This is a genomic window from Chitinophaga agrisoli, assembly GCF_008386695.1.
Classification (GTDB): Bacteria; Bacteroidota; Bacteroidia; order Chitinophagales; family Chitinophagaceae; genus Chitinophaga; species Chitinophaga agrisoli.
In genome coordinates this window covers 2,684,331-2,708,371 of the sequence record NZ_VUOC01000004.1, presented here as the reverse complement: position 1 = coordinate 2,708,371, position 24,041 = coordinate 2,684,331, and the positions used below count along the sequence as shown (strand labels likewise).

Here is a 24,041-nt window from a genome sequence, read left to right as displayed (position 1 = left end):
AAAGTCAGAAGCCCGGATAGCCTGCCAGCTACCGGGTTTCGCCATTATAGTGTTATGCCATTGCCCCGGCGTGTACGCCGCCTCCTGTTATGCCGATGTATACCCGGTCTTCTTCTATCTTAACAGGATATACGCTCAGAGAGCATTCTGTTTCGTCAGACAGACAGCGGCCATCCAGCAGGGAGAAAGATTTTTTATGAAAGGGGCAAGCCACCTTAGGCTCTCCTTCCTGTGTGCCTGTCATGCCACGGCTCAGCGCCATTTGCCGGCGGTGCGGGCAAAGGTTCTGGGTAGCATACCATTCGCCCCGGCGGGGAAAATGATATAGGGCGATCTGTTCGTCGCGGTATTTTACGCATACGCCGCCGTTGGCTGGTACATCTTCTACTTTGCAGGCGTAAAACCAGGTAATCGTTGCTGTGTTGGACAATGACATATAATGATCTGTTGAGTGAACGGTTTAGTTATTTTATTTCCACTCTGCGGCTTTTTTCTGTTCGCGCAGGTGCTCAAATTTGATGGTGGGATCTTTTTCTTCCGGCGCATTAATGAAGTGCGAGAAACGTTTGCGGAGCTCAGGGTTGTCCACTACTTCCTTCCATTCGCATTTATAATTATCTACCAGGAACTGCATCTCTGTTTCCAGCTGGGCCGCAATGCCCAGGCTATCGTTCACCACTACATTACGCAGGTACTCTATACCGCCATCCAGTTTATTGAGCCAGGTAGCGGTACGGGTCAATGGATCTGCGGTTTTGATATAGAACATCAGGAAGCGGTCAATGTAACGGATACAGGTATCATTATCCACATCGCCAGCCAGCAATAACGCATGCTGGGGCTTGGAGCCGCCGTTGCCGCATACATACAGGTTCCAGCCTTTTTCTGTGGCAATGATGCCAAAGTCTTTAGACTGTGCCTCCGCACATTCGCGGATGCAGCCGCTTACGGCGGATTTGAGCTTATGCGGCGCGCGCAGGCCGCGGTAGCGTTGTTCTATCTGTATGGCAAAGCTTACGCTGTCATGCAGGCCAAAGCGGCACCAGGTGCTGCCCACGCAGCTCTTTACCGTGCGCAGCGCTTTGCCGTAAGCGTGGCCGCTTTCAAAGCCAGCCGCTACCAGCTCTTCCCAGATCAGGGGCAGGTCGCTTACATGCGCGCCAAACATATCTATACGCTGGCCGCCGGTGATCTTGGTGTAGAGGTTATATTTCTCTGCTACCTGTGCAATTACCATCAGCTGGCGGGGCGTTATTTCACCGCCGGGCACGCGGGGCACTACGGAGTAGGTGCCGCCTTTCTGGATATTGGCCAGGTAACGGTCGTTGGAGTCCTGGGCGGTATCGTTGCCTTTGGTGAGGATCATATCGTTCCAGAGGCTGGCCAGTATGCTGGCTACTACAGGCTTGCATACTTCGCAGCCCTCGCCGTGGCCATAGTGGTCCAGTACGGCGTCGAAGGAACGGAGCTCTTTTATTTTTACCAGGTCATACAGTTCCTGGCGGGAGTAGCTGAAATGTTCGCAGATCACATTGCGGATGTATTTGCCCTGGGATTTCATGGTGCTGGTGATCAGGTCTTTTACCATGGGGGCGCAGCCGCCGCAGCAGGTAGCTGCCTTGGTACATTTTTTTACGGCGTCCAGGGTTTCGTTACCATCGGTCACCGCAGTGCAGATAGCCGCTTTGCTTACATTCTCGCAGCTGCAGATGATAGCTTCATCCGGCAGGCCCAGTACGCCCGCGCCGCCGGCTTCTTTGCCGCCGCGTGCCCCCAGCAGCACATCTTCCGGGTTGGGAGGCAGTACTACTTTGTTCTTGGCGGTTTGCAGCAGCATATTATAATCGTCCGCATCACCTATCAGGATGCCGCCTAACAGGTGTTGGCCGTCCGGGGTGATATTGATGCGTTTGTATATGCCTTTTAATGTGTCTTCAAACACGATGCTGCGGCACTGGTCTGCCGGTGTGAACGGATTGCCAAAGCTGGCCACATCCACGCCTATCAGTTTGAGCTTGGTGCTCATATCAAAACCGGTAAAGGCTTTGTGGGCGCCCAGCATATGGGAGGCGGCTACTTCCGCCATTTCGTAGCCGGGCGCTACCAGGCCGTAGATCATACCATTATATAATGCGCACTCGCCAATGGCGTATATGTTTGGATCGGTGGTCTGTAACTGGTCGTTCACTATAATACCACCACGGTGACCGGTTTCCAGTCCGCAGAGCCGGGCCAGCTCATCGCGGGGCTGTATGCCGGCGGAGATCACCAGCATATCTGCCGGAAGGGTGCTATCATCGGCAAACTGGAGGCCGGTAATGGACGTATCGCCCAGGATCTCTGTGGTCTGCATGCTGGTATGTACCTGTAAACCCAGGGAGGATAGCTTGCTGCGCAGTAGGGCGGAGCCGTTGTCGTCTATCTGCCGGGGCATAAGGCGGGGGGCAAATTCTATTACATGGGTATGGCGCAGTCCAAGGTCCAACAGGGCTTTGGCAGCTTCCAGGCCCAGGAGGCCACCGCCTATTACGGCGCCGGTAACTGCTTTGGGCGCATAGTCCCGCATAAGCTCCAGGTCTTCTATGGTGCGGTATATAAATACGCCTTTTTTATCTACCCCCGGAATGGGCGGTACAAAGGCGGCAGAACCGGTGGCCAGCACCAGGCAATCATATGTTTCGGTAATGCCTTTATGGGAGTGTACGGTTTGCTGTGCCCGGTCTATCTGCTGAACCGGGTCGCCCAGGTGCAGGGTGATATCATTTTGCGCATACCAGTCTGCAGGGGCCATTTCGAGTTCCTGCGCAGACTTACCGGAAAAAAAGGCGCTAAGATGCACGCGGTCATAGGCGGGACGGGGTTCTTCTCCAAAAACAACCAATTCCACGCTACCGGGGGCGGCTTTTGCTACCATTTTCTCACAGAATTTGTAGCTGGTCATGCCGTTGCCGATAATTACAATTTTCATTACCCAGTGTTTTAATGATCTAATAGCTATTCATATTATCAATTATTTAATATAATATGAATTTTAAAAATTATGTCACTGTTTTGGCTGTTTTGTATGATTTGTATCATGAAATTACCGATTTTGATTTTAATTTTATAGCGATTAGTCGTAAATAACATATATAATTATAATTATAATATAATTAGAATGGAACGAAATCCACTATTATCCCTGGTAGGAGCAGGCCCGGGAGACCCGGAGCTGATCACCCTGAAGGCCATCCGGACCATAGGCCGGGCGAGGGTAATATTATATGACGCACTGGCTAATGAGGCCTTACTGGAGTACGCCGCTCCGGGGGCCATTATCCGGTTTACGGGAAAGCGGTATGGTTGTCATGCCCTATCCCAGGAGGAAATTAACCAGCTGATCGTAGCGGAGGCCCTGGAGCATGGACATGTGGTACGCCTGAAGGGAGGGGATCCTTTTGTATTTGGCAGGGCGGTGGAGGAGATCACCGCTGCCCGCAATGCCGGTATAGCTGTGGAGATAGTGCCGGGCATCTCCAGCGCCCTGGCGGTACCTGCCACCGCCATGATACCCCTTACCAGCCGGGGCACGGCAGAGAGCTTTTGGGTTACCACGGGTACCACCCGCAGCGGCAGCATATCCGGGGATGTGTACCTGGCCGCCCAGTCTACCGCCACCGTGGTGATCTTAATGGCCATGAGCCGGCTGGAAGCCATTATGGATATATTTATATATTATGGTAAGGCGGATATGCCGGTGGCCATCATCCAGGATGGCACTACTGCCAGCCAGAAAATGGTAACCGGCACCGTGAAGGATATCAGTTTCCGGGCCCAGCAGGCCGGTTTGGGTAACCCTGCCGTGATCATAGCCGGGGAAGTGGTAGGCCTACAGGCGGACCTGCTGCCCGCTTATGTACAGGGGCTTACTGCCACCCAAAAAAAGCCCGCGCCGCATGAAGAAAGATAAGCCGGGCTGTGATCTGCAGACCTGTATGCTGTGCCGCCTGTGCCTGAAAGAATGGACGCCGGCCATTGATACGCATCGTAAACAGCTATCCTTTAAGAAAGGGGCTATGCTTTTTAGGGAAGGCGACCCGGTTACGGGCATCTATTTCGTATACAGCGGCAGCGTTAAGGTGCATAAACATTGGGGCAATGATAAAGAGCTGATCGTGCGATTTGCGCAAAAAGGGGACATTGTAGGACACCGTGGCATGGGGCGGGAGATGGTATACCCTATATCTGCCACCGCCCTGGAGCCGGTTACAGTATGTTATGTGGACCTGACCTTTTTCCAAACCAGCCTGCAGGTAAACCATGGGTTTTTATATGAGCTGATGCTTTTCTACGCGCAGGAGCTGCAGGAGTCAGAGATGAATATGCGCAACCTGGCGCATATGTCCGTAAAAGGGCGTATAGCCCGTGCACTGCTGCAATTGCAGGATAAATTTGGCATAAATGCCAATGGCGCGCTGCAGCTACAGCTGACCCGCCAGGACCTGGCAGGATATACCGGCGCCACCTATGAAACGGTGTTCCGCGTTATGAGCGAGTTTGTAAAGGAAGGGCTTATAACGGTAACGGCTAAGGAGATTGCGGTAACAAACGTTAGCGGTCTGTTACGGTTGGTAAAGGAAGCGGAGCTTTAAACCACCGTTTACCACTGAACCTAAAGATTTTGAATATATTATGAATATTCTTTTATTTTGCGCCAGTTGGAGTACGTATTATGAACAAGTGGCGCACATACCCGTATTATCTTCTTCTGTCAGCATTTGCGCTGAAGATACTGGTATGGGGGACCATACTCACGCTGGCCACGCATAATATCTGCCTGGAACGTTTGCTGGATGATGAGGTGAATTGGAGCAAACTGGTCTTTAAACAACGTAAACGGAACGATGAACCCTCTCCCAACACAACTGTTTTTCATTATTCCGCAGGGATATTGGGCGCCGATGATAATATGTCTGCCCGCAGGATATTAATACAGCCTGCTATATTCTTCTTTAACCAGCTATCTGCTGTTTATACATCCAGGCGCCTGTCCTTTGTGAACACCACGCTCCGTTATATTCCCGATAAGATCTTCATTAAGTATTGTTCGCTGATCAGATGAGCATTCCGCGTTAACCTATTAATACCGCTGAGCAGCTACGGCTGCACGGTTCTGCGGCTATTCTTAACCGGATGTATATATATTCTGAAGCTTGATATCATGAACAAAAGCATACTTATTATTGAGAAAAATATTGAGAATATCCTTTTTTACCGGAAAATACTCATCGGCGCGGGTTATAAAGTCCACTATATATCCTCAGATATCCAGTTATTAAAATACAATTTTGCTATACCGGACCTGTTCATTATCAACAGCCGTTTTCTTACGCTGAGCGCGGGGGAGATCTGCCAGCACCTGAAGGGGAATGCGCAGCTAAGCAATATCCCTATCGTGATCATCTCCGGCGTGCTGGAGCTGGAGGCGCTGGCCATGCAGTGCGGCGCTACTGCGTTTATGGGAAAGCCGTTTGTGGTGGAGCAGTTCCTTGCGCTTATACAGCGTTGCCTGGGTACGTAGTATATTATATGTCACAGAAAAGAGGTTTGCCTTGTCTTATGTTTTATAACTTATCAATTGTATGGATCATAAAACAGAGACCTTCCTGGAATATAAGACACTGCTGTTCTCTATTGCCTACAATATGCTGGGCAGTGTAGACGCCGCAGAAGACCTGGTGCAGGATACGTATCTGAAGTGGATGGAAATGCGGCCGGAGAACGTACAGCATCACAAGGCCTACCTGGTAAAGATCATCACCAATAAGAGCATTAATTATCTTCATAGCGCCCGCGTAAAAAGGGAAGAATACATTGGCATATGGTTACCGGAGCCGTTGCAGCAGTCTGATACGCAGTCTTTCCGCCGGGTAGAGATGTACCATGCCTTATCCATTGGTATTATGGTGCTGCTTGAAAAGTTAACGCCCCATGAACGGGCCATCTTTCTGCTAAAGGAAGTATTCGCCTACGATTACCACGAACTGGCGGAGATCTTTGATAAGACCGCGGATAACTGCCGGCAGCTTTTTAAGCGCGCAAAAGACCATCTGGGCCAGGGAACCCGCCGCTTTGAAGTAGATATACAGGCGCATGAAAAGATACTGCAGCGTTTTATGGAGGCCGTTTCTGAAGGGCAGATGGAGCAGCTGGTAGACCTGCTCAAAGAAGATATTGTATTGTTTGCTGATGGCGGCGGCACCTTTATTCCTGTTAACCGCCAGCGCCTTACCGCAGCGCTCAGGCCTATTTACGGAAGGGAACATGTATGCAGGCTGCTCATCAGCGCGGTGCCCAAATTATACCAGGCCATTCCGGAGGCCCGCCGGGAAATCGCCATCGCCAACGGGTTACCTTCGATTATCTCCTATGTGCGTACGGAAGCGGTAAGCCTGGTATCCATTGAGCTGGAGGGCGGGCAGATCAAAAACATCTATGTACAAACGAACCCGGAGAAACTAAAACATTTTTAGATCCCTGTCACAGCCGGCAAGGGTGATCTGTCTTATGTATAGCCACTTAAATGGATATGCAAATGAAAAAGGACAAGATCATTTATTGGACCGCCACGGGTATTGTAAGCGCCGTGATGGTTTTCAGCATCATTAATTTCAATATCAAAAACCCGGTGGGGCCGGAGGTGTACCGGATTGAAGGGCCTTTCCACCATCTGGGCTTACCTGATTATATGCGTATAGAGCTTACTATTGCCAAAGCGCTGGGCGTGCTGGCCTTGCTGATACCGGGTATCCCAGTGAAGATAAAGGAGTTTGCCTATTTTGGTTTTGCCATCACGCTCATCTCTGCCAGCGTAGCGCATTTTTCCAGCGGGGATGGTATTATGTTCATTATCGACCCATTGATCTTCCTGTGTGTATTAACCGTCTCTTACTGGTATTTTGGCAGGATAAGGCGGCAGGTTCACTATCGATAAAGCGGTGAGGATCATACAAAATGATAAGCCCTTATCAAATTGATAGGTTTTTGTTGAAATTGGCTTAGCAGGCCATATAGCCGCTGGAAGGTTGTAATTAGTTGTACTGCAATTAATTACAACCTTCCTGTTTTTACTGCGGTTACAATGGTCTCTGTTTTGTTTATCATTGCGCCCCGAACGCGGGGATATAAAACAAATCAGCCTGTATGGAAAAATTAATTTTTGCGCCTGCTTTACTGTTATGCACGAATGCCTTCGCACAAGATGTAAAACCATCTCCCATTAAGGTGAGCGGTTACCTGGAAGCCTATTATTCCTATGATCTTAATAAACCGGTCAATAATACCCGTCCGTCTTTTATCTATAGTCATAACCGCGCCAATGAGATCAACCTGAACCTGGGCTTTATCAAAGCTGCGTATAATACGGACCAGGTGCGCGCTAACCTGTCTGTTGCTACCGGCACTTATATGAATGCCAATTATGCGGCGGAGCCGGGCGTACTTAAAAACATCTATGAGGCTAATATAGGCGTGAAGCTGTCAAAGAAAAGCAACCTGTGGCTGGACGCGGGTATATTACCCTCGCATATAGGCTGGGAGAGCGCTGTTGGCAAGGATTGCTGGACGCTGAGCCGGAGCCTGGCGGCGGAGAACTCACCTTATTTTGAAACCGGCGTTAAGGTTAGTTATACCTCGCCCAACGAACGCTGGTTTGTGGCGGGCCTGGTACTTAATGGCTGGCAGCGCATACAACGGGTGGATGGTAATACCACACCGGCTTTTGGCACGCAGGTGACCTTTAAGCCTTCTGCAAAAGTGACGTTGAACAGCAGCAGTTTTATAGGGAATGATAAGCCGGACAGCGTACGGCAGATGCGTTATTTCCATGACCTGTATGGTACTTTTCAGCTAAGCAGTAAATTCTTTGCCCTGGCGGGTTTTGATATAGGCATAGAGCAGCGGGGAAAAGGATCCGGGACCTACAATAGCTGGTATACCCCGGTTGTTATCCTTAAGTATGCCCCTACCACCAAGGTGGCCCTGGCGGCAAGGGCAGAATATTACGATGATAAAAATGGCGTGATCGTGAGCTCCGGCACGCCCAATGGGTTTAAGACCTGGGGCTTTTCCGCCGGTTTTGACTACAGCATACTGGATAACGTGTTATGGCGCCTGGAGGTAAGGGACCTGCACGCAAAAGACGAAATATTTATAAAGCAGGATGCAAATGCCGGCAGCAATAACATGGTATTGTCTACCGCGCTGGCCATCAGCTTTTAGGAAGAAGTTTCATATAGTGTTGGAAGTAGCAAGGTTCCTGTATTGCTGTAAACCTGGTTTGCGGTGGTATGGGAACCTTCAATTGTGCCGGAAGTTGTAATTTTGGTCCTTTACATGCGGAAATCATGGCTATTAAGATAAAGACCAAACTGACGTTTGGTTTACTTTTCCTGTTTATAGTGATCCTTTGCTTTGGCGCGCTGGGTATTTTTTATGTGAACCGTTTGAGCAGCGACGCCGGTATGATCCTGAAGGACAACCATATTAGCCTGGAGTATTGCAACCATATGCTTAAGGCGCTGGAGGACCTGCCCGGCGACACCTCCCGAATAGCGGTGTTTGAGACGAACCTGCGCGCGGAGGAACATAATATTACAGAACCGGGAGAATATGAAGCCGCTGCGGAGGTACGCTCCCTGTTTGAACAGCTGAAGCGGGATACCGCCGGCTTTACCGGTTACCGGCAGATCCGCAAGGCGGTCTTTAAGATAGAAGACCTTAACCAGGTAGCTATCATCCATAAAAACCTGGTGGCATCCAATACCGCCACGCAGGCCATGTTATGGCTAACGGTAATAGTGACCATACTAAGCCTGGCCGCTTTTACTTTTGTGCTGAACTTCCCTTCCATTATATCCAAGCCCATACGGGCGCTTTCAGAAGGTATTAAGGAGATCGCCAACAAGAATTACAGTAAACGCATCTACCTGGAGCAGAAAGATGAATTTGGCATACTGGCGGATACCTTTAATGCCATGGCAGAAAAGCTGGATGAATATGAGCATAGCAGCCTGGCAGAAATAAAGTTTGAGAAGAGCCGGATAGAGGCCATCATCAACAAAATGAACGATGGTATTATTGGTCTTGACAGCAAACAGCAGATCCTGTTCTTTAATGCAGCGGCGGCCGCCTTATTCGGCCTCCAGGAAAAAGAGGTGCTGGGGCGGTACGCACCGGATATTGCCCTGCAGAACGACCTGCTGCGTAATGTGCTGCGCAACGACTCAGGCAACCAGCTAAAAATACTGCTGAATGAAAAAGAGAGCTTTTTTGCGCAGGAATCCATTGTGATACAGAACGACAATCTTATTGGCGGAAAGCTGATCATATTGCGGAATGTAACCCCTTTTAAGGAGCTGGACGCCGCCAAAACGAACTTCCTGGCCACGCTTTCCCATGAGCTCAAAACGCCGCTGTTTGCCATTAAAATGAGCACCCAGTTGCTGGATGATAAGCGTGTAGGACTTTTGAACACTGACCAGACAGAGATACTGGGCAGCATAAAAGGCAATTCAGAAAGACTGCTGAAGATAACGGGCGAGCTGCTGAACATTTCCCAGATCGAGACCGGGCAGATCACGTTGCAAAAAGCGCCCACACGGCCGGAGGTGATAGCGCTTAAGGCCATGCAGGCAGTGCGGCTACAGGCGAGCCAGGAAAATATCAGCTTCCGGGAGCAGATAGAACCGGGGCTGCCCGATATAGCAGCGGACGAAGAAAAAACCACCTGGGTGCTGATCAATTTCCTGAGCAATGCTATTAAATACGCCGCTAAAGGCAAGACCATCCTATTGCAGGTAAAAAGGGCCGGCAGGGATGTGCATTTCCTGGTAACGGACTATGGCAAAGGCATTGAGGAGAAATATGTGCGGCATGTGTTTGACCGCTATTTTAAGGTGCCAGGGGCGGGGGACCGGTCAGGCACCGGTTTGGGGCTGGCTATCTCAAAAGAATTCATTGAAGCGCAGGGCGGCCGTATATGGGTAAACAGCGAATACGGCATTGGCAGCACTTTTGGCTTTAGTATAGTAACTGTTACAGGATGATCTTAAAACCATCACACATGAGTATTGCAAATGTATTGCTGGTAGAAGATGAGCAGGATGTGCGGCAGCTGCTGAAAAGGATGCTGTCGCTGGAAGGGTTTACGGTCTTTGATGCGGGCAGCTGTAAAGCGGCTTTCAACATAGTGGAGAATGAGAACATAGACCTGGTATTGTGTGATGTTAAACTGCCCGATGGTAGCGGTGTGGATCTTATCCGGCAGATCAAGGCGGCGTATCAATACATAGAGATCATCCTTATTACCGCTTATGGTAATATACCGGACAGTGTGCAGGCCATTAAGAACGGGGCTTTTGACTACATTATCAAAGCCAATGATAATGAGCGCATCCTTCCTCTACTGTACCGGGCCCTGGAAAATGTAAAGCTGCAAAAACGGGTGGCGCAGCTGGAGAAGGCGGCAGCCGGGCGCTATGCCAATTTCGACGCAATTATTGGCCACTCCACATTAATAGAAGAAGCTAAAACCCTGGCCAACCTGGCCGCGCCCACCAATGCGCCTGTGTTGCTGTTGGGAGAAACCGGCACGGGTAAAGAGGTGTTTGCACAGGCCATCCATACGGCCAGTAAACGCAACACCAAAACCTTCCTGGGCCTGAACTGCGGGGCTTTTAGCAAGGAGTTGCTGGAGAGCGAACTGTTTGGACATAAAGCAGGGGCTTTTACCAGTGCCAGTAAAGACAAAAAAGGGCTTATAGAGGAAGCGCATGAAGGCACCCTGTTCCTGGATGAGATAGGGGAGATGCCGCCGGACCTGCAGGTAAAGTTCCTGCGGGTACTGGAAACAGGGACTTTTATCAAAGTAGGCGATACCAAACAAATAAAGGTGAATGTGCGCATTATTGCCGCCACCAATCGGAACCTGCAGCAGGAGATACAGGAAGGCAAGTTCCGGGAAGACCTGTTTTACCGCCTGAACCTGGTGACGATACATTTACCACCGCTACGGAAGCGGCAGCAAGATATTCCACTGCTGGCGGATTTCTTTTTAAAGAAGCTTACCCAGGATGCTTACCAGCATGTGAAGGGCATGACGCCTGCATTTGCTGACCGCCTGCAGCAAAACGACTGGCGTGGCAATATCCGTGAATTAAGGAATGTAATAGAGCGCTCCCTGTTGGTGTGCAGCGGCAGCCAGTTAAATGTAGATCATCTGCCGGTGGAACTGCAGTATACTTCCCTTAAATCAAAAAGCATTTCCGCCTTTGACCTGGCCAGTGTGGAGCGCCTGCACATACAGCGGGTATTGCAATATACCAAAGGCAACAAAGCGCAGGCAGCCAAGCTGCTGAACATTGGTATTGCCACCCTGTACCGCAAAATAGAAGAGTACGGGATTGGCGCGTTGGAATAGAACCAGGCAAAGAGTTGTATATTTGAAAGCGTTAAAAAAAAGGACACAACCATGAGCTACCATACCTTTATAGCGCCCGCAGCGGCTTTTGAGAACTTACAAAATCCAGACTACCGTTTTGTTGATTGCAGTTATGCCCTGGCAGATAAAAGCTGGGGACGTAATGAGTTCAATAAGGCACATATACCCGGCGCCATCTATGCGGATCTGCATGATGATCTTTCCGGCACTATTACCCCTGGCGTAACCGGCAGGCATCCGCTGCCGGGAAAAGAAGAGCTGGTACAACGGTTATATACTTTTGGCATTGATAGCAACACCCAGGTAGTAGCCTATGACAGCACTGCTGGTTTTATGGCCGCCGCCAGGTTGTGGTGGCTGCTAAAATGGGCCGGTCATGAGAACGTGGCTGTACTGGCTGGTGGTAAACAGGCCTGGGATGAACAGGGCTTTCCGTTAACGAGCGAGATCATCAGCCCTGCGCCAAAAGTATTCAACGCTAATTTCCATGATGAACTGCTGGCAGATGCGGATGAGGTGGCGGCGCTGGTAAACAGCGGCAACTATAATGGCTGCCTGATAGATTCAAGGACGGCAGACCGTTATGCCGGTCAGAATGAAACCATTGACCCCGTTGCCGGACATATACCCACCGCTATATCTAAACCGTTTAATGCCCAGTTGAATGCGCAGGGTGGGGTAGCGGATGCCGCAGTATTAAAGGAACATTTTGCGCCGGATTTTGCCAAAGGCGAGGTGATATTCTATTGCGGTTCCGGCGTAACCGCCGCATTTAATGTATTGCTGGCGGTGCATGCCGGTTATACTTTCCCCAAATTATACGCCGGCTCCTGGAGTGAGTGGATCACGGATCCGCAAAGGCCCGTGGCCTAAACCACGAGCCTTGCGCGCTGTAAGACTGCTGCTGCTTACGCGCAGGCAACAGTCAATATCTGGGCTGCTGTTTCCAGTAACCCTTCGAGGGGTGTATGTGTAGTATTAATGATGCAGATACCTTCTCCCACACAGGCTATGCCCATTGCCTGTGTACCTTCTAATCCGGTGAAAGTGGCCGGGCCCCATACCGCGGAAAGCTGCAGCCTGCCAAAGTCCGGGCCATAAGGTAAGCGGCCCAGGTTACTGATAAACAGCTCATGTGTTAACCCAAACTGCAGCACTTGTGCAGCGCCGGCAACATCCATCCCATTTAATACCGCTTCCCGTAAATGTGCCATATTATCTGCCAGATGTGCGGGGTTAGTAAGCGCTGTAAGGCGTGCCTTACCCTCGCGCGCCAGATCCCAGAAAAACGGTGTGGTTGCGGCATCATAAGGCACTACGGGGGAATTAAGGTATACCCCGGTATTTTCACCTGCATTCACATGTGCTCTTGCGGAAGTAGGGGTAAGGATGCGTATGGGCGCGTGCTGCCAGGCAGGATTTAATTGCGTGGCTGCCAATACCATCGCCGCGGATATAGCGCCATGTGCAGTTGTTCTTTCAGTACGGGCGCGTTCTATTAAACTGCGGGTTAGCTGCGCCGGAAGCTGCAGGCGCTGCGTAATTGGCACGGGGTGTACATGGTGTTGTTCTTCACCATTATGCTTTGCAGGAGCGTAGCTAACCGGTGCGCTGGCAGTGAGGTCCAGCAGATCATCCAGGGAGGGGGCAAACGGATGCGGGGCCGGGAGGGTCTGACCGTCCAGCACCTGCAGCAGATCACGCAGTATGTAGATCACGGACATGGCGTCGCCAATAGCGTGGTGCATAGTCAGCAACAGCACCGTGTTCCGCTCCTGCCGGATCAACACGGCCCGCATGAGCGGGGCTTTTGTGTAATCAAATGTAATGGACAGTTCTTTTTCCAGCTCTTTATGCCAGTAGTCCTGGGCGCCGTATACAATACGCAGCGGAATGGGGGTAACGGGGACCTGTATCAGCTGTGTACCATCATCCGGGATGGCTACGGAAAGCATAGGATAACGTTGTTGCACCTTAGCGAATGCGGTGTGCCACTCTTCATCCGTGGTGGCGCCCGCTATTTCCGCGGCAATGGTAAAGTGCACAGGGCTGTACTGATCAAGCAACCAGAAGATCTTCTCGAATGCCCCAATTGGGCGTGTAAAATTGCTCATTGTTCACTGTTGATTTTTATGGGCCCGGCGTTATTAGTGTATGAACCAGGCAGGGCAAAGGTACTGATGGCAAATGTTGCCGTGTATGACCGAAATAAGGGATTCTTTAGCTACTGATCGGTATCTATGGCTGCCTCCAGGGAGATAGTGTGAAATTTGCAAATAATAGATTGATCCCCGCAACGTGTGAACCAGGCGGCCGGCCGACCTTTGTATTGTTAATCAAACAAAACAGAACAGAGATGGAAAATAAAAATAAGATAGCGCTGGTAACAGGCGCTGGCCGTGGTTTAGGCAAAAATATGGCCCTGCGGATAGCAGAAAAAGGTATTGATGTGATCATCACTTATAAGAGCAGTGAACAACAAGCACAGGAAGTAGCGGCAGAGATCAGGCAGGCGGGCCGTAAAGCGGCTGTGCTGCAGCTGGATGTAGCGGACGTTAAAAGCTTTGACCGGTTCTTTGGCGAGCTGAAGACAATACTGGCAAAGGAGTTTGGCGCGGAACGTTTTGATTATCTTATCAACAACGGCGGCATTAGCGGCAATACGCCCATTGGCAAGGTGCCGGAAGAGCTATTTGACAACCTGATGAACGTGCATTTTAAAGGCGTTTATTTCTTAACACAGCAGGCGCTGGATCATATTAATGATGGCGGCGGTATCATCAACGTATCTACGGGTTTAACCCGCTTTGGTTATATTGGTTCTTCTGCCTATGCATCTATGAAAGGCGCGGTAGAGGTATTTACAAAATACCTGGCTAAGGAATTGGGGCCCAGGGGTATTAAAGCGAATGTGATAGCGCCGGGCGCTATTGCCACTGATTTTTCCGGTGGCGTGCTCAGGGATAACCCGGAGGTAAATAAACATGTGAGCAGTGTAACCGCGCTGGGCCGCGCCGGACAGGCAGAAGATATTGGCGGGGTGGTAGCGTTCCTGTGTACGGAAGACGCCCGGTGGGTTACTGGTCAGCGTATTGAAGCTTCTGGCGGTATGTACCTGTAATAAAATAATTTATTTATCTTTGCCCTTCCAACAAACAGTAACACATCAATGTGAGATATAATTTCTTTCAGGATAAATAAACAGCGCCGGCAGCCCCGGCTCATGTAGTTATTCACGCTTCAAGAAAGGAATTATGTTACTGCTGCAAGGTGTTGCATACACCCATCCCAATAAAGATCTACTGTTTTCTGATATACAGCTGACCGTGAACCGGCAGGATAAAATCGCATTGATCGGTAATAACGGCGCCGGCAAATCTACCCTGCTCAGGATAATGGCTGGAGAGCTGGCGCCTGGTTCTGGCCTTATAAAGGCGGATATAACACCCTATTATGTGCCCCAGCTTTTTGGCCAGTTTAACGGTTACACCGTAGCACAGGCCTTGCGGGTAGCAGACAAAATACAGGCATTAAAAGAGATACTGGAGGGCCATGTTACCGATGCCAACATGACCCTGCTGGATGATGACTGGGGTATAGAAGAACGCTGCCAGGAGGCCTTTGTTCACTGGCAGTTAGAAGGCGTGGCGCTTACCCAGCCCGTGAGCGCCCTGAGCGGCGGACAGAAAACAAAAGTATTCCTGGCGGGTATCCTGATCCACCGCCCGGAAATGGTGCTGCTGGATGAGCCCAGTAATCATCTGGATGCGGCCAGCCGGGAGATCCTATACAACTATATCCAATTCACTACCAATACACTGGTGGTCGTGAGCCACGACCGTACCTTACTGAACCTGCTTACTACCGTATATGAGCTTAGTAAGCGGGGTGTTACCGTATATGGCGGCAACTACGATTTCTATGCAGAGCAGAAGCTGATAGCAAGCGATGCCCTGAACCAGGACCTGAAAAGCAAGGAAAAGGCCCTCCGTAAGGCAAAGGAAACGGAGCGCGAAGCCGCCGAGCGGCAACAGAAACTGGATGCACGTGGTAAGAAGAAACAGGAAAAAGCTGGCCTGCCTACCATCTCCATGAACACATTCCGGAATAACGCAGAGAAGAGCACGGCGCGTATGAAAGGCGTGCATGCGGAGAAAGTGGATACTATTTGGCAGGAGCTGAACCAGCTGCGCAAGGAATTACCTGATATGGATAAGATGAAGATGGGTTTTGACAATTCTTCGCTGCACAAAGGCAAGATACTGGTGACTGCAAAGGAGATTAACTTCGGGTACAACGATGCATTGCTTTGGCAGCAGCCCCTGAGCTTCCAGATCACCAGTGGGGACCGCATCGCTATCAAAGGGCGCAATGGCGCCGGCAAAACAACGCTTATAAGGATGATCCTGGGTGAGCTGCAGCCTGGCGCCGGTACACTGGAGCGGGCCGCTGTGCGCTCTATTTATATTGACCAGGACTACTCGCTCATCAATAACCAGCTTAGCGTATATGAACAGGCGCAGCAATATAACAGCGGCGCGCTGCAGGAGCATGAGATCAAGACGCGTTTAAACCGGTTTTTATTCACAAAGGAATATTGGGATAAACCCTGCAGCGCTCTTAGCGGGGGCGAGAAAATGCGTTTAATGCTTTGCGTGCTCACGATCGGTAACCAGGCTCCGGACATGATCATATTTGATGAGCCGACCAATAACCTGGATATCCAGAATATAGAGATATTGACGGCTGCAGTGAATGAATATGAGGGCACTTTACTGGTGATCTCCCACGACGCGTATTTTTTGAAGGAGATAGGAGTGGAGGAGGAGATCTGCTTAATATGACAGTGTATAGCTGCGGCACTTTCAGCGGGCATTTGAGGGGGCTTACCAATGGCAGATTTATAACCCTGAGAGATGATGGTTTCGCTATTATCAGCCCACTGGAATTATAATAGGTTCTTTCCTACATGCCTGCAAAAGCATTATTAAACGCGGTTATATTGTTGCCATCTTTGCTCCTGTCCAGCACTGCAAACACCACCGATTTAAAGCATTGGGCGTACTTACCGCCAGGTAGCAGATAACTGGCAAAATACCGGGCAATGTCTTTGGGATCGTTGCGGAAAACGCCGCAGCCCCAGGCGCCAAGCAATATGTGTTTTACGTCGTGGTGGACAAACAGGGCCAGCATCCTGTCCATTCTGCGTAACATGGTCTCTTCTGCGTAAGCCATTTCTTCCGGACGGTTTTGTTTGATAGCGCCCACATTTATTGCCGGACTGGTGATAAAGGATATGGTATAGGGCTCCGACAACAAATGACCATCGTCGTTACGGAACACCACTGTGCGGGGGCTCCAGATCATGTGATCAGAATACAACAGGGTAGGTTTGCGTCTGTTGTACTCATACATCTCAAAATGTTTTGTGAGCGTGCCATATAGGGCGGATGACATTGCCAGGCTTTCTTCCTGTGCAACCGCGCCACCCAGGAAGCCGCCGCCAGGGTTTTTGGCGGATGCAAAGTTGAGGCAGCCCACTTGTTCGTCTTGCTGCGTTAGCGCAGCTGCCGCTTCTAATACGGTGCTGTTAACTATTTTGAGGTCAGTATTATATGTTAACCTGGCTGCTTTGGCGTTTACATCCCGCTGCAGTGTTTCAAAATCCTCCGGGTGGTATAACCTGCTGTTGTTGATGGAGTCAGCAATGGGGGCTTTAACATCTATCCGTTCATCATTAGCCAGGTAAAAACCGTGTTCGATAATAGCCAGTGTTTCCTGTGCTTTCTCCGCTCTAGTCGTTTTCTTCATTTGTTTTTGTAATCTTGGTGGGGCAAAATTAGGTAATTCAGCGGGATGTTGGATAGCGAAGATCGTATAGACGGCAAGGTATTAAAACAGAAGTCCCGCTCTCGGAGCAGGACTTCTGTTTTAATATTAGCGACGGTCAGTTGATCCGTGACATTAATTTATGCTTTAGCCGGCACCACTACTGGCTTAGGCTGTACATTCTTCATTTGTTTCATTTCCTCCAGGTAAGGCTTACGGTAATCCTCTAAGAATTGCTGTTTTGCATCGCGACAGGAGCTTACGCCGCCAATAAATTTCAGCGTTCTGATATAATACCATGCGAAGTCAATCTGCCAGGGTAAAAATCCGGAACGGGCGCTTGCAGGGTAGAGGTGGTGGTTGTTATGCCATTCGCCTGCAACGATGCCAGGCCATAACTGGTTGATGGACTTGTCTTTTGTGTTATAGTCATGTCCTACTACCTGTTTGTTCTCGCCTTTGCCATGTCCTTCATAGTTAAAGGTCCTTACACCAAGGCCCCATACAAAAGCGCCTGCCAGCAGCGCAGCGGTGAGGTAAAGACCACCGATAGCATAGAATACGGTCAGCCAGAATGCCCAGTTGGCAAAAGTGGCTACCATAGTCCGTACCGGGCTGGCAATGGATCCCCATTTCAGGTATTGCTGATAGCTATTTGCTTTTACGCCGGTATGGCTAAGCATAGCTGCTGCTTTGGCATATTCCTCTTCTGTCAGGTTTTTGGCAATAGGTTGATGGTTGGCATCCGCCAGGAAGCAATATAAAAAGCCTGCTTCTGCGTTATACGGATCGCCTGGTTCATCTGAAAGGGAATGGTGCACATGATGTGATACAATGTACAGTTCTTCCGGTACCAGCTTTATTACCAGGTTGGCGGTAAAAAAGCGCCAGAAATTATTGCTGAAGCGATAAGCCTGGTGGGTGCCATAGCGGTGATACCAGATGGTGCCATGCGAGCCCATAAATATCATCCCGTAGATGAAACCTAACAGGAGATACCATACGTTAAAATCGCGTATTTCCATGAAAATGAAAAGGATCGCGAAGGGCAGCAGGCTTAAGGTGCAAAACCACGAAAAGAAGGGCAGCCAGTTTTTACGTGAAGCAAAAATGTTGATCCTGCGGAGATACTCCGAAAAAAGTTGTGTAACTGTAGGTTTGCTGAGTTGCCCATCCTGGGTCTTCCAACCGTAGGAAGGAACTTCAAGCACATTCTCAATAAATGCCATAGTATTTCAGATAAAGTTCAAAAAAACGATTTAGTGAATATCTACCAATATCCAGGTGTACAAATCGGCGTTCGCAAAATGGTGAAAGTGGAACAGTTAAACGGTAGATTTATGAGAAAGCTAAAAAGATGAGAAAAATAGTCTGCTACCCGGAAGTAAGAAATAATTATTCTAATGCAAGATGCTCAATCAAATCTTTTGGTAAGATAAGCATAAAATTACACAGTAATATGTTAAAGTTTGCAAAATATATATTTACAGAGAGGAAAAACCTATGTACAGCCTGCTCTATCTAGGAGAAGCATGCGTTATGCAGCCGCTGCATTACCGGCAGCGCAAAACGGCTAAATAGCCCTTTGCTATTGTCCATCTACCCCCGGCTTTAGTAATATTTGGACAAGTACATTTGTGTAAATAAAACTAAAGTTATGACAGCGTTGAAAGAACAAAAAGCAATACTGACTGTCCAGGAAGTGGCAGCCCGGTTCAATGAGCTGGCCCAACAGGAAAAATGGTTTGAGATCCATGATGAATTCTTTGCAGACCATGTCAGGAGTATAGATCCAACTGATTCTCCCTATATGGGGTATGCGGAAGGTAAAGCCGCCGTGCGGAAAAAGGGGGAGGAGTTTGTAAGCCGGATAGAAGCGGTACATAGCGCCAGCACCACAGCGCCTGTTGTTACGGGCAATCATTTTGCGGTAGGGAGAGAGATGGATATTACGGTACGGCCGCATGGACGGATACAGATTAACGAGATCATGCTGTATGAAGTGAAAGACGGGCAGATAATACTGGAGCAATTCTTTTACTAGGAGCGCTTTTTTTTGAGGCGGTCAATTTCCTTTTGCATTGTTTGTTTTCCGGCTTTGGACTTTGTGAGGGCAATGGCTTGTTTATAATGACCGATTGCGTTGTTTAGATCCATGCTTTCATACAGATAGCCTAGTATGTTGTGATAATAGCTGTTATCCGTCAGCTGCAGTTTTTCTGTCTCCTCAATGGCTTTTTGGCGCCCGTAAACATTGGCAAAGGCAAAAGCACGGTTTAATGCTGCTACGGGCGAATATTCAATAAGTATCAGCTGGTTATATAGTTGCAGGATCTGCTGCCATTTGTTTTCTGTTGTTCCGGTTGTGTGCCAATAGGCAATACCCGCCTCCAGGTGGTATTTTGATACTTCGCTGCCATCGCAGGCGTTCACCAGGTAATAGTTACCTTTTTCAATCAGGGTATTGTCCCAAAGGCTTTTGTCCTGCTCATTAAAAAGAACGGCTTCGCCTTTATCGTTTATACGCGCTTCCAGCCTTGAGCTTTGAAAGCACATCAAAGCCAGCAAAGCATTTGTTTGTGATGTGTTGGTCAATACATTTTCTGTTAGTACCAGGGCCAGTCTTATCGCTTCTGAACATAGTTCTTTTCTGATAACCTGGTCGTTTGTCCTGGAGAAATAGCCCTCGTTAAACAGCAGGTATAAAGTTTGTAAAACGGTATCCAGCCGTAATTTAATGGCGGTTTTACTTAATGATGTGATCTGGAAATTGCAATTACGGAGGTGGGTTCTGCCACGGAGCAGGCGTTTTTTTATGGTCTCTATTTTTGTCAGGAAAGCATTGGCAATTTCTTCCACGCTGAAGCCGCAAAGGATCTGCAGCGCCAGGCAGATCTGGCTTTCGTTGGAGTTACCCGGATCGCAGACGGCAAAGATCATTGCCAGCTGGCTGTCTGTAATAAACTGGCTGCTGTACTCGAAGGGCTTTTCAGCTTCTATGTCAACAGGCTGAAGATCTTTTGCTATTTTCTGTTCAAACAAAGCATGCCGTTTGAGGTGGTCTTTGGCTTTGTTCTTTGCAACGGTGTATAACCAGGCCGGCGGGTTTTCCGGTACGCCGTTGTGCGCCCAGTGTTCAGACGCTTTTAAAAATGTTTCGCTGACAATATCTTCGGCGGTCTCAATGTGTTCTAAACCAAAATGACGGCACAAAACAGCGATCATTCTCAAATATTCCTGCCGGAATAATTGAGTTAACAGGTCGCTGTTTGGTTGCCACTCAGCCAATATTAGTCGCGTTTTAAGATTTCACGTATTTCCACGTTCCCGTTTAGTTTAAAGATAGGGTTGTCTTTGGCCATTTCCACGGCCTCGTCAATTGTTTCAGCTTTTACCACCACGTAACCGGCTATAAACTCCTTGATCTCTGTGTAGGGACCGTCTGTTACGGTGTTGCCGTTTTTCACTGTTTTGGCGCTTCCGGGAAAAGGTAGCAGGGAATTGCCTTTATCTGCGAGTTTGTTCTGCGCGGCAATGCCTGCTAACCAGTTTATACGCTCCTGTACCTGTTCCGGCGTTGGCTTAAAGTCCGCTATGTCATTCAGCCGGAAGATCAATGCAAATTCTTTCATATGAGCTGTTTTTATAAACCTTGTATAATTTGTTCGTAATCTACTGTAAAGTTATTAGCAGCGGTCCCTTCTACCCGAAATGTGCAAATATCCGTCATTCCAACATAGGAATTAAATACGGCTTTGGTATAGGATTCTATGAATTCGTAGCTATTGGGCCATTCGGTTAATGATCCTCCTGAAGCGATAGCCAGGTATATTTTCTTATGGTTTAAGCGCCCTGTCCGCACCCCTTCGCTGTTATAGTCGTAGGTGACGCCAAAACGGATAAGCTGGTCGATCCAGGCTTTTAAAGGAGCGGAAATGCCAAAGTTATGTATGGGCGTAGCAATAACAATGATATCCGCATTACTGACCTCCTGGAAGATAGTATCCGCATATGCAAGGAGCTGGCGCTCTTCCTCATCGATCGTTGCCGGATGTTTATAGAATACGCCGATCATTGCCTGGTCAAAAAAAGGAGGAGGGTTTTTGGTCAGATCTCTTTCAACCAGTGTGCTGATCTCGTTTTTTCCGATTAGCTTCCTAACGACTGCTGCACTGAGCCTGGTACTATGGGATTGATCTCCCCGCGCGCTGGATGTAATATGCAAAGCATTTTTCATGTTTGAAATGTTGTTATTTCCCTAATAACGATTGACATTTCAAAAGGAGGACAAAGTTGGTCAAATTGTTCCGGCCAGCTTGCCCAGCTGCTTCAATTTCAGGTTTAATTCTTCTGTCCAGGGCAGGCCGATACTCAGCCGCATACAGTTCTGGAATTGGTCCTGGAGCGTAAACATCCGTCCTGGCGCGATACTGATCCCTTTTTTAATTGCCAGGTCATACAGTTTTGCCGTATCGGCATCTTGATTGAGTTCCACCCAAACCGTGAGCCCACCCTGGGGCCTGGTGGTTTTGGTCCCTTCCGGGAAATATTCGGCGATGGCCCGTACGTAATGCTGATAATTGTTCTCCAACGTCCGCCGGAACTGACGCAGGTGGTTTTCATACTTGCCTGTTTTCAGGAAATTGGCAACTGCCTCCTGGGCAATAGCGGAGGAGGAGATGGTATGGACCAGCTTTAGCTTCAGTATTTTTTCTTTGTATTTGCCAGGGGCTATCCAGCCTACCCGGTAGCCTGGGGCCAGGGTTTTTGAAACGGAGCTGCACCATACCACGTTGCCATCCTGGTCAAATGATTTGCAACATTTGGGCCGTTGCGAGCCAAAATAAATATCACCGTATATATCGTCTTCAATGAGTGGGATGCCGTGTTTGGCCAGCAGGGCCACCACCTCCTTTTTATTTTCATCCGGCATACAGCTACCCAGGGGAGTATTAAAGTTGGGGACCAGCAGGCAGAGATCGATCTTTGGAATGGCCTTCTTCAGATCGGCTATTTCTACACCGGTGACAGGATGGGTGGGTAGCTCCAGTACTTTAAGCCCAAGGCTTAGCGCCAATTGCAGGATGCCAGGGTAACAGGGGCTTTCCAGGGCAATGGTGTCGCCTGGTTTTCCCAGGGCCATCAGGCTGAAGGAGAGGGCGCCCATACCGCCGCTGGTCGTGATCAGGTCATTTTCATGCAGCTTTCCGCCCCAGCCTAATGAGCGGACGGCGACCATCCGCCGGAGGTTCAGGTTCCCCTGTACAGATTCATAGGCAGTACCGCCGCCATTAAGTTCCCGGGTGGCGTGCACTATCTCCTTTTTCAGTTTGGCCAACGGCAACAGATCGCCGGAAGGCGCGGCAATGGAGAAAAGCGTAAGATCTTCCCTGCCCATGTTTGCGTACACTTTGCTGATCAGCTCATCCGGTTCCCGGTCATTGGCCACCAGCGAGGGCCGGCTAACTTCCGGAAGCGGTAATCTCCTATAGGATTGGGGGCTTACAAAATACCCTGATTGTGGTTTGGAATCGATCAACGATTGCGCTTCCAGTTCGAGGAATACCCTTTTGGCGGTATTCATGCCTATGTTGTGCTCCTGGCATAAGGTTCTTACAGAAGGGAGGCGGTCTCCCGGTTTTAGCACGCCGTTCCTGATCTGGCCTGCAATTCCCTGCGCTATTTCATTATACAGAAAGTCTTTGCTCATACTGTAAATATAACTGTGTCCATTTAAATAGCAAAAACTGGGACTGTGTTTATTGAGTGCCGCCGTCTAATTTTGTGTGGCATTTATTTTTATAAGCATTAGACCAGTAATAATATCATGACTAGCAAAACATTTGCTGAGAAGTTGGGGCAGCCATCAACCGGCGGTTTTATAAATGGGTTTATCGGCGTACTTATATTCAGTGGGTCCCTGCCTGCCACGAAAGTAGCGGTGCTGGATCTATCACCTGCTTTTGTAACGGTGGCCCGTGCTGGTATTGCGGGGCTGCTTGCCCTTTGTATGTTGATCCTTTTTAAGGAAAAGCGTCCGGAGAAAGCGCAGCTCCTTCCTTTGATGGTTGTAGCTATGGGGGTAGTGGTAGGGTATCCGCTGCTGTCTGCACTGGCCATGCAGTATGTAACTTCCGCACATGCCATGGTATTTATTGGAATATTGCCGCTTATAACAGCCGTTTTTGGCGTGCTGCGTGGTGGAGAGCGGCCGCATCCTGTATTCTGGCTTTTTTCAATATTAGGCAGTTTGCTGGTAGGCGGTTTTGCTATTGCACAGGGTGTTTCCGAATCGCCTGTTGGGGATCTGTTAATGCTGCTGGCAGTGCTGTTGTGCGGGCTTGGTTATGCAGAAGGGGCGAGGCTATCCAAACCGCTTGGTGGTTGGCAGGTGATTTCCTGGGCATTGGTGTTGTCGCTGCCGGTAATGATTCCTTTGATGTTCTTGTTACATCCAGCGTCTGTTGCAAACGTTCGCCCCGACGCCTGGATAGGTTTAGGGTATGTTACCATATTCAGTATGCTGATCGGTTTTGTATTCTGGTATCGTGGACTGGCCCAGGGCGGTATTGCAGCGGTGGGGCAATTACAGTTGATACAGCCATTCCTGGGGTTGGGGCTGGCCGCTACTTTATTACATGAACAAATAAGCTTTGGCATGGTGGGCGCCACAGCAGGAGTGATCCTCTGTGTTGCAGGTTCGAGAAAATTTGCAAAGAAGAACAGTTAATAC

The 24,041-nt window shown here is 49.3% G+C and carries 23 protein-coding genes; 14 read left to right on the top strand and 9 right to left on the bottom strand.

Annotated elements, in window-relative coordinates; translation table 11 throughout:
* Nucleotides 1–52: 52 nt before the first annotated feature.
* Complete coding sequence (gene nirD, locus F0L74_RS29855; protein ID WP_149841541.1) at nt 53–436, bottom strand: nitrite reductase small subunit NirD; 384 nt, start codon at nt 434–436, stop codon at nt 53–55.
* A gap of 33 nt (nt 437–469) precedes the next feature.
* Nucleotides 470–2,968: a nitrite reductase large subunit NirB gene (gene nirB / locus F0L74_RS29850; protein WP_149841540.1), complete on the bottom strand. Its 2,499-nt coding sequence runs from the start codon at nt 2,966–2,968 to the stop codon at nt 470–472.
* Nucleotides 2,969–3,157: 189 nt separating this feature from the next.
* Between nirB and cobA the strand changes: the two genes are divergently transcribed.
* From cobA to F0L74_RS29800, 10 genes are all read left to right on the top strand, one after another.
* Entirely contained in the window at nt 3,158–3,949 is a 792-nt protein-coding gene (cobA, locus tag F0L74_RS29845; RefSeq protein WP_149841539.1) for a uroporphyrinogen-III C-methyltransferase, read from the top strand.
* A complete protein-coding gene (locus F0L74_RS29840) occupies nt 3,936–4,631 on the top strand; it encodes a Crp/Fnr family transcriptional regulator (RefSeq protein ID WP_149841538.1) in 696 nt (231 codons plus the stop codon). The genes cobA and F0L74_RS29840 overlap by 14 nt, the downstream gene beginning before the upstream one ends.
* An 80-nt stretch (nt 4,632–4,711) precedes the next feature.
* Entirely contained in the window at nt 4,712–5,101 is a 390-nt protein-coding gene (locus F0L74_RS29835; protein WP_149841537.1) for a hypothetical protein, read from the top strand.
* 99 nt (nt 5,102–5,200) lie between these two features.
* Nucleotides 5,201–5,560 carry a response regulator gene (locus F0L74_RS29830; RefSeq protein ID WP_149841536.1) on the top strand — a complete coding sequence of 120 codons (360 nt, stop codon included), beginning with the start codon at nt 5,201–5,203 and terminating at the stop codon, nt 5,558–5,560.
* 61 nt (nt 5,561–5,621) lie between these two features.
* Nucleotides 5,622–6,512 carry an RNA polymerase sigma factor SigJ gene (gene sigJ / locus F0L74_RS29825; RefSeq protein WP_149841535.1) on the top strand — a complete coding sequence of 297 codons (891 nt, stop codon included), beginning with the start codon at nt 5,622–5,624 and terminating at the stop codon, nt 6,510–6,512.
* A gap of 62 nt (nt 6,513–6,574) precedes the next feature.
* The gene (locus F0L74_RS29820; protein WP_213087107.1) at nt 6,575–6,973 is read left to right on the top strand and encodes a DoxX family protein; all 399 of its coding nucleotides are present in this window, start codon (nt 6,575–6,577) and stop codon (nt 6,971–6,973) included.
* A 209-nt stretch (nt 6,974–7,182) separates the two neighbouring features.
* Nucleotides 7,183–8,259: a porin gene (locus tag F0L74_RS29815; protein ID WP_149841533.1), complete on the top strand. Its 1,077-nt coding sequence runs from the start codon at nt 7,183–7,185 to the stop codon at nt 8,257–8,259.
* 125 nt (nt 8,260–8,384) lie between these two features.
* Nucleotides 8,385–10,085: an ATP-binding protein gene (locus tag F0L74_RS29810; protein WP_246197855.1), complete on the top strand. Its 1,701-nt coding sequence runs from the start codon at nt 8,385–8,387 to the stop codon at nt 10,083–10,085.
* Nucleotides 10,086–10,102: 17 nt separating this feature from the next.
* Complete coding sequence (locus F0L74_RS29805; protein ID WP_213087106.1) at nt 10,103–11,458, top strand: sigma-54-dependent transcriptional regulator; 1,356 nt, start codon at nt 10,103–10,105, stop codon at nt 11,456–11,458.
* A 51-nt stretch (nt 11,459–11,509) separates the two neighbouring features.
* Nucleotides 11,510–12,352: a sulfurtransferase gene (locus F0L74_RS29800; RefSeq protein WP_149841532.1), complete on the top strand. Its 843-nt coding sequence runs from the start codon at nt 11,510–11,512 to the stop codon at nt 12,350–12,352.
* 35 nt (nt 12,353–12,387) lie between these two features.
* On the opposite strand, the gene F0L74_RS29795 is transcribed toward F0L74_RS29800, so the two are convergent.
* Nucleotides 12,388–13,593 carry a condensation domain-containing protein gene (locus F0L74_RS29795; RefSeq protein WP_149841531.1) on the bottom strand — a complete coding sequence of 402 codons (1,206 nt, stop codon included), beginning with the start codon at nt 13,591–13,593 and terminating at the stop codon, nt 12,388–12,390.
* A 242-nt stretch (nt 13,594–13,835) separates the two neighbouring features.
* On the opposite strand from F0L74_RS29795, the gene F0L74_RS29790 reads away from it, so the two are divergent.
* Both F0L74_RS29790 and abc-f read left to right on the top strand, forming a co-directional pair.
* Nucleotides 13,836–14,600 (top strand): SDR family NAD(P)-dependent oxidoreductase, encoded by a 765-nt coding sequence (locus tag F0L74_RS29790; RefSeq protein ID WP_149841530.1) that lies wholly within the window; start codon nt 13,836–13,838, stop codon nt 14,598–14,600.
* Between the two features lie 133 nt (nt 14,601–14,733).
* Nucleotides 14,734–16,323, top strand: coding sequence for a ribosomal protection-like ABC-F family protein (gene abc-f / locus F0L74_RS29785; protein WP_149841529.1), 1,590 nt, complete (start codon nt 14,734–14,736; stop codon nt 16,321–16,323).
* 121 nt (nt 16,324–16,444) lie between these two features.
* Here the strand turns inward: abc-f and F0L74_RS29780 are convergent, their stop codons facing one another.
* Complete coding sequence (locus tag F0L74_RS29780) at nt 16,445–17,290, bottom strand: TIGR02452 family protein (RefSeq protein ID WP_149841528.1); 846 nt, start codon at nt 17,288–17,290, stop codon at nt 16,445–16,447.
* A 158-nt stretch (nt 17,291–17,448) separates the two neighbouring features.
* The gene (locus F0L74_RS29775) at nt 17,449–18,537 is read right to left on the bottom strand and encodes a fatty acid desaturase (RefSeq protein WP_149841527.1); all 1,089 of its coding nucleotides are present in this window, start codon (nt 18,535–18,537) and stop codon (nt 17,449–17,451) included.
* Between the two features lie 428 nt (nt 18,538–18,965).
* Between F0L74_RS29775 and F0L74_RS29770 the strand changes: the two genes are divergently transcribed.
* The gene (locus tag F0L74_RS29770) at nt 18,966–19,352 is read left to right on the top strand and encodes a nuclear transport factor 2 family protein (protein WP_149841526.1); all 387 of its coding nucleotides are present in this window, start codon (nt 18,966–18,968) and stop codon (nt 19,350–19,352) included.
* On the opposite strand, the gene F0L74_RS29765 is transcribed toward F0L74_RS29770, so the two are convergent.
* The 4 genes from F0L74_RS29765 to F0L74_RS29750 are packed head-to-tail and all read right to left on the bottom strand — an operon-like array spanning nt 19,349 to nt 23,018.
* Nucleotides 19,349–20,596 (bottom strand): RNA polymerase sigma factor, encoded by a 1,248-nt coding sequence (locus F0L74_RS29765; RefSeq protein WP_149841525.1) that lies wholly within the window; start codon nt 20,594–20,596, stop codon nt 19,349–19,351. The genes F0L74_RS29770 and F0L74_RS29765 overlap by 4 nt on opposite strands.
* A gap of 2 nt (nt 20,597–20,598) precedes the next feature.
* On the bottom strand, nt 20,599–20,940 hold the full coding sequence (locus tag F0L74_RS29760; protein ID WP_149841524.1) for a YciI family protein: 342 nt from the start codon (nt 20,938–20,940) through the stop codon (nt 20,599–20,601).
* A gap of 11 nt (nt 20,941–20,951) precedes the next feature.
* Nucleotides 20,952–21,545: an FMN-dependent NADH-azoreductase gene (locus F0L74_RS29755; protein WP_149841523.1), complete on the bottom strand. Its 594-nt coding sequence runs from the start codon at nt 21,543–21,545 to the stop codon at nt 20,952–20,954.
* A gap of 60 nt (nt 21,546–21,605) precedes the next feature.
* Entirely contained in the window at nt 21,606–23,018 is a 1,413-nt protein-coding gene (locus F0L74_RS29750; RefSeq protein ID WP_149841522.1) for an aminotransferase-like domain-containing protein, read from the bottom strand.
* Nucleotides 23,019–23,135: 117 nt separating this feature from the next.
* Between F0L74_RS29750 and F0L74_RS29745 the strand changes: the two genes are divergently transcribed.
* On the top strand, nt 23,136–24,038 hold the full coding sequence (locus F0L74_RS29745) for a DMT family transporter (protein WP_149841521.1): 903 nt from the start codon (nt 23,136–23,138) through the stop codon (nt 24,036–24,038).
* Nucleotides 24,039–24,041: the final 3 nt, after the last annotated feature.

Bases quoted from the DNA above. Each gene is read 5' to 3' on its own strand.
- nirD (WP_149841541.1), bottom strand. From the start codon at position 436: ATGTCATTGTCCAACACAGCAACGATTACCTGGTTTTACGCCTGCAAA.
- nirB (WP_149841540.1), bottom strand. From the start codon at position 2,968: ATGAAAATTGTAATTATCGGCAACGGCATGACCAGCTACAAATTCTGT.
- cobA (WP_149841539.1), top strand. From the start codon at position 3,158: ATGGAACGAAATCCACTATTATCCCTGGTAGGAGCAGGCCCGGGAGAC.
- F0L74_RS29840 (WP_149841538.1), top strand. From the start codon at position 3,936: ATGAAGAAAGATAAGCCGGGCTGTGATCTGCAGACCTGTATGCTGTGC.
- F0L74_RS29835 (WP_149841537.1), top strand. From the start codon at position 4,712: ATGAACAAGTGGCGCACATACCCGTATTATCTTCTTCTGTCAGCATTT.
- F0L74_RS29830 (WP_149841536.1), top strand. From the start codon at position 5,201: ATGAACAAAAGCATACTTATTATTGAGAAAAATATTGAGAATATCCTT.
- sigJ (WP_149841535.1), top strand. From the start codon at position 5,622: ATGGATCATAAAACAGAGACCTTCCTGGAATATAAGACACTGCTGTTC.
- F0L74_RS29820 (WP_213087107.1), top strand. From the start codon at position 6,575: ATGAAAAAGGACAAGATCATTTATTGGACCGCCACGGGTATTGTAAGC.
- F0L74_RS29815 (WP_149841533.1), top strand. From the start codon at position 7,183: ATGGAAAAATTAATTTTTGCGCCTGCTTTACTGTTATGCACGAATGCC.
- F0L74_RS29810 (WP_246197855.1), top strand. From the start codon at position 8,385: ATGGCTATTAAGATAAAGACCAAACTGACGTTTGGTTTACTTTTCCTG.
- F0L74_RS29805 (WP_213087106.1), top strand. From the start codon at position 10,103: ATGAGTATTGCAAATGTATTGCTGGTAGAAGATGAGCAGGATGTGCGG.
- F0L74_RS29800 (WP_149841532.1), top strand. From the start codon at position 11,510: ATGAGCTACCATACCTTTATAGCGCCCGCAGCGGCTTTTGAGAACTTA.
- F0L74_RS29795 (WP_149841531.1), bottom strand. From the start codon at position 13,593: ATGAGCAATTTTACACGCCCAATTGGGGCATTCGAGAAGATCTTCTGG.
- F0L74_RS29790 (WP_149841530.1), top strand. From the start codon at position 13,836: ATGGAAAATAAAAATAAGATAGCGCTGGTAACAGGCGCTGGCCGTGGT.
- abc-f (WP_149841529.1), top strand. From the start codon at position 14,734: ATGTTACTGCTGCAAGGTGTTGCATACACCCATCCCAATAAAGATCTA.
- F0L74_RS29780 (WP_149841528.1), bottom strand. From the start codon at position 17,290: ATGAAGAAAACGACTAGAGCGGAGAAAGCACAGGAAACACTGGCTATT.
- F0L74_RS29775 (WP_149841527.1), bottom strand. From the start codon at position 18,537: ATGGCATTTATTGAGAATGTGCTTGAAGTTCCTTCCTACGGTTGGAAG.
- F0L74_RS29770 (WP_149841526.1), top strand. From the start codon at position 18,966: ATGACAGCGTTGAAAGAACAAAAAGCAATACTGACTGTCCAGGAAGTG.
- F0L74_RS29760 (WP_149841524.1), bottom strand. From the start codon at position 20,940: ATGAAAGAATTTGCATTGATCTTCCGGCTGAATGACATAGCGGACTTT.
- F0L74_RS29755 (WP_149841523.1), bottom strand. From the start codon at position 21,545: ATGAAAAATGCTTTGCATATTACATCCAGCGCGCGGGGAGATCAATCC.
- F0L74_RS29750 (WP_149841522.1), bottom strand. From the start codon at position 23,018: ATGAGCAAAGACTTTCTGTATAATGAAATAGCGCAGGGAATTGCAGGC.
- F0L74_RS29745 (WP_149841521.1), top strand. From the start codon at position 23,136: ATGACTAGCAAAACATTTGCTGAGAAGTTGGGGCAGCCATCAACCGGC.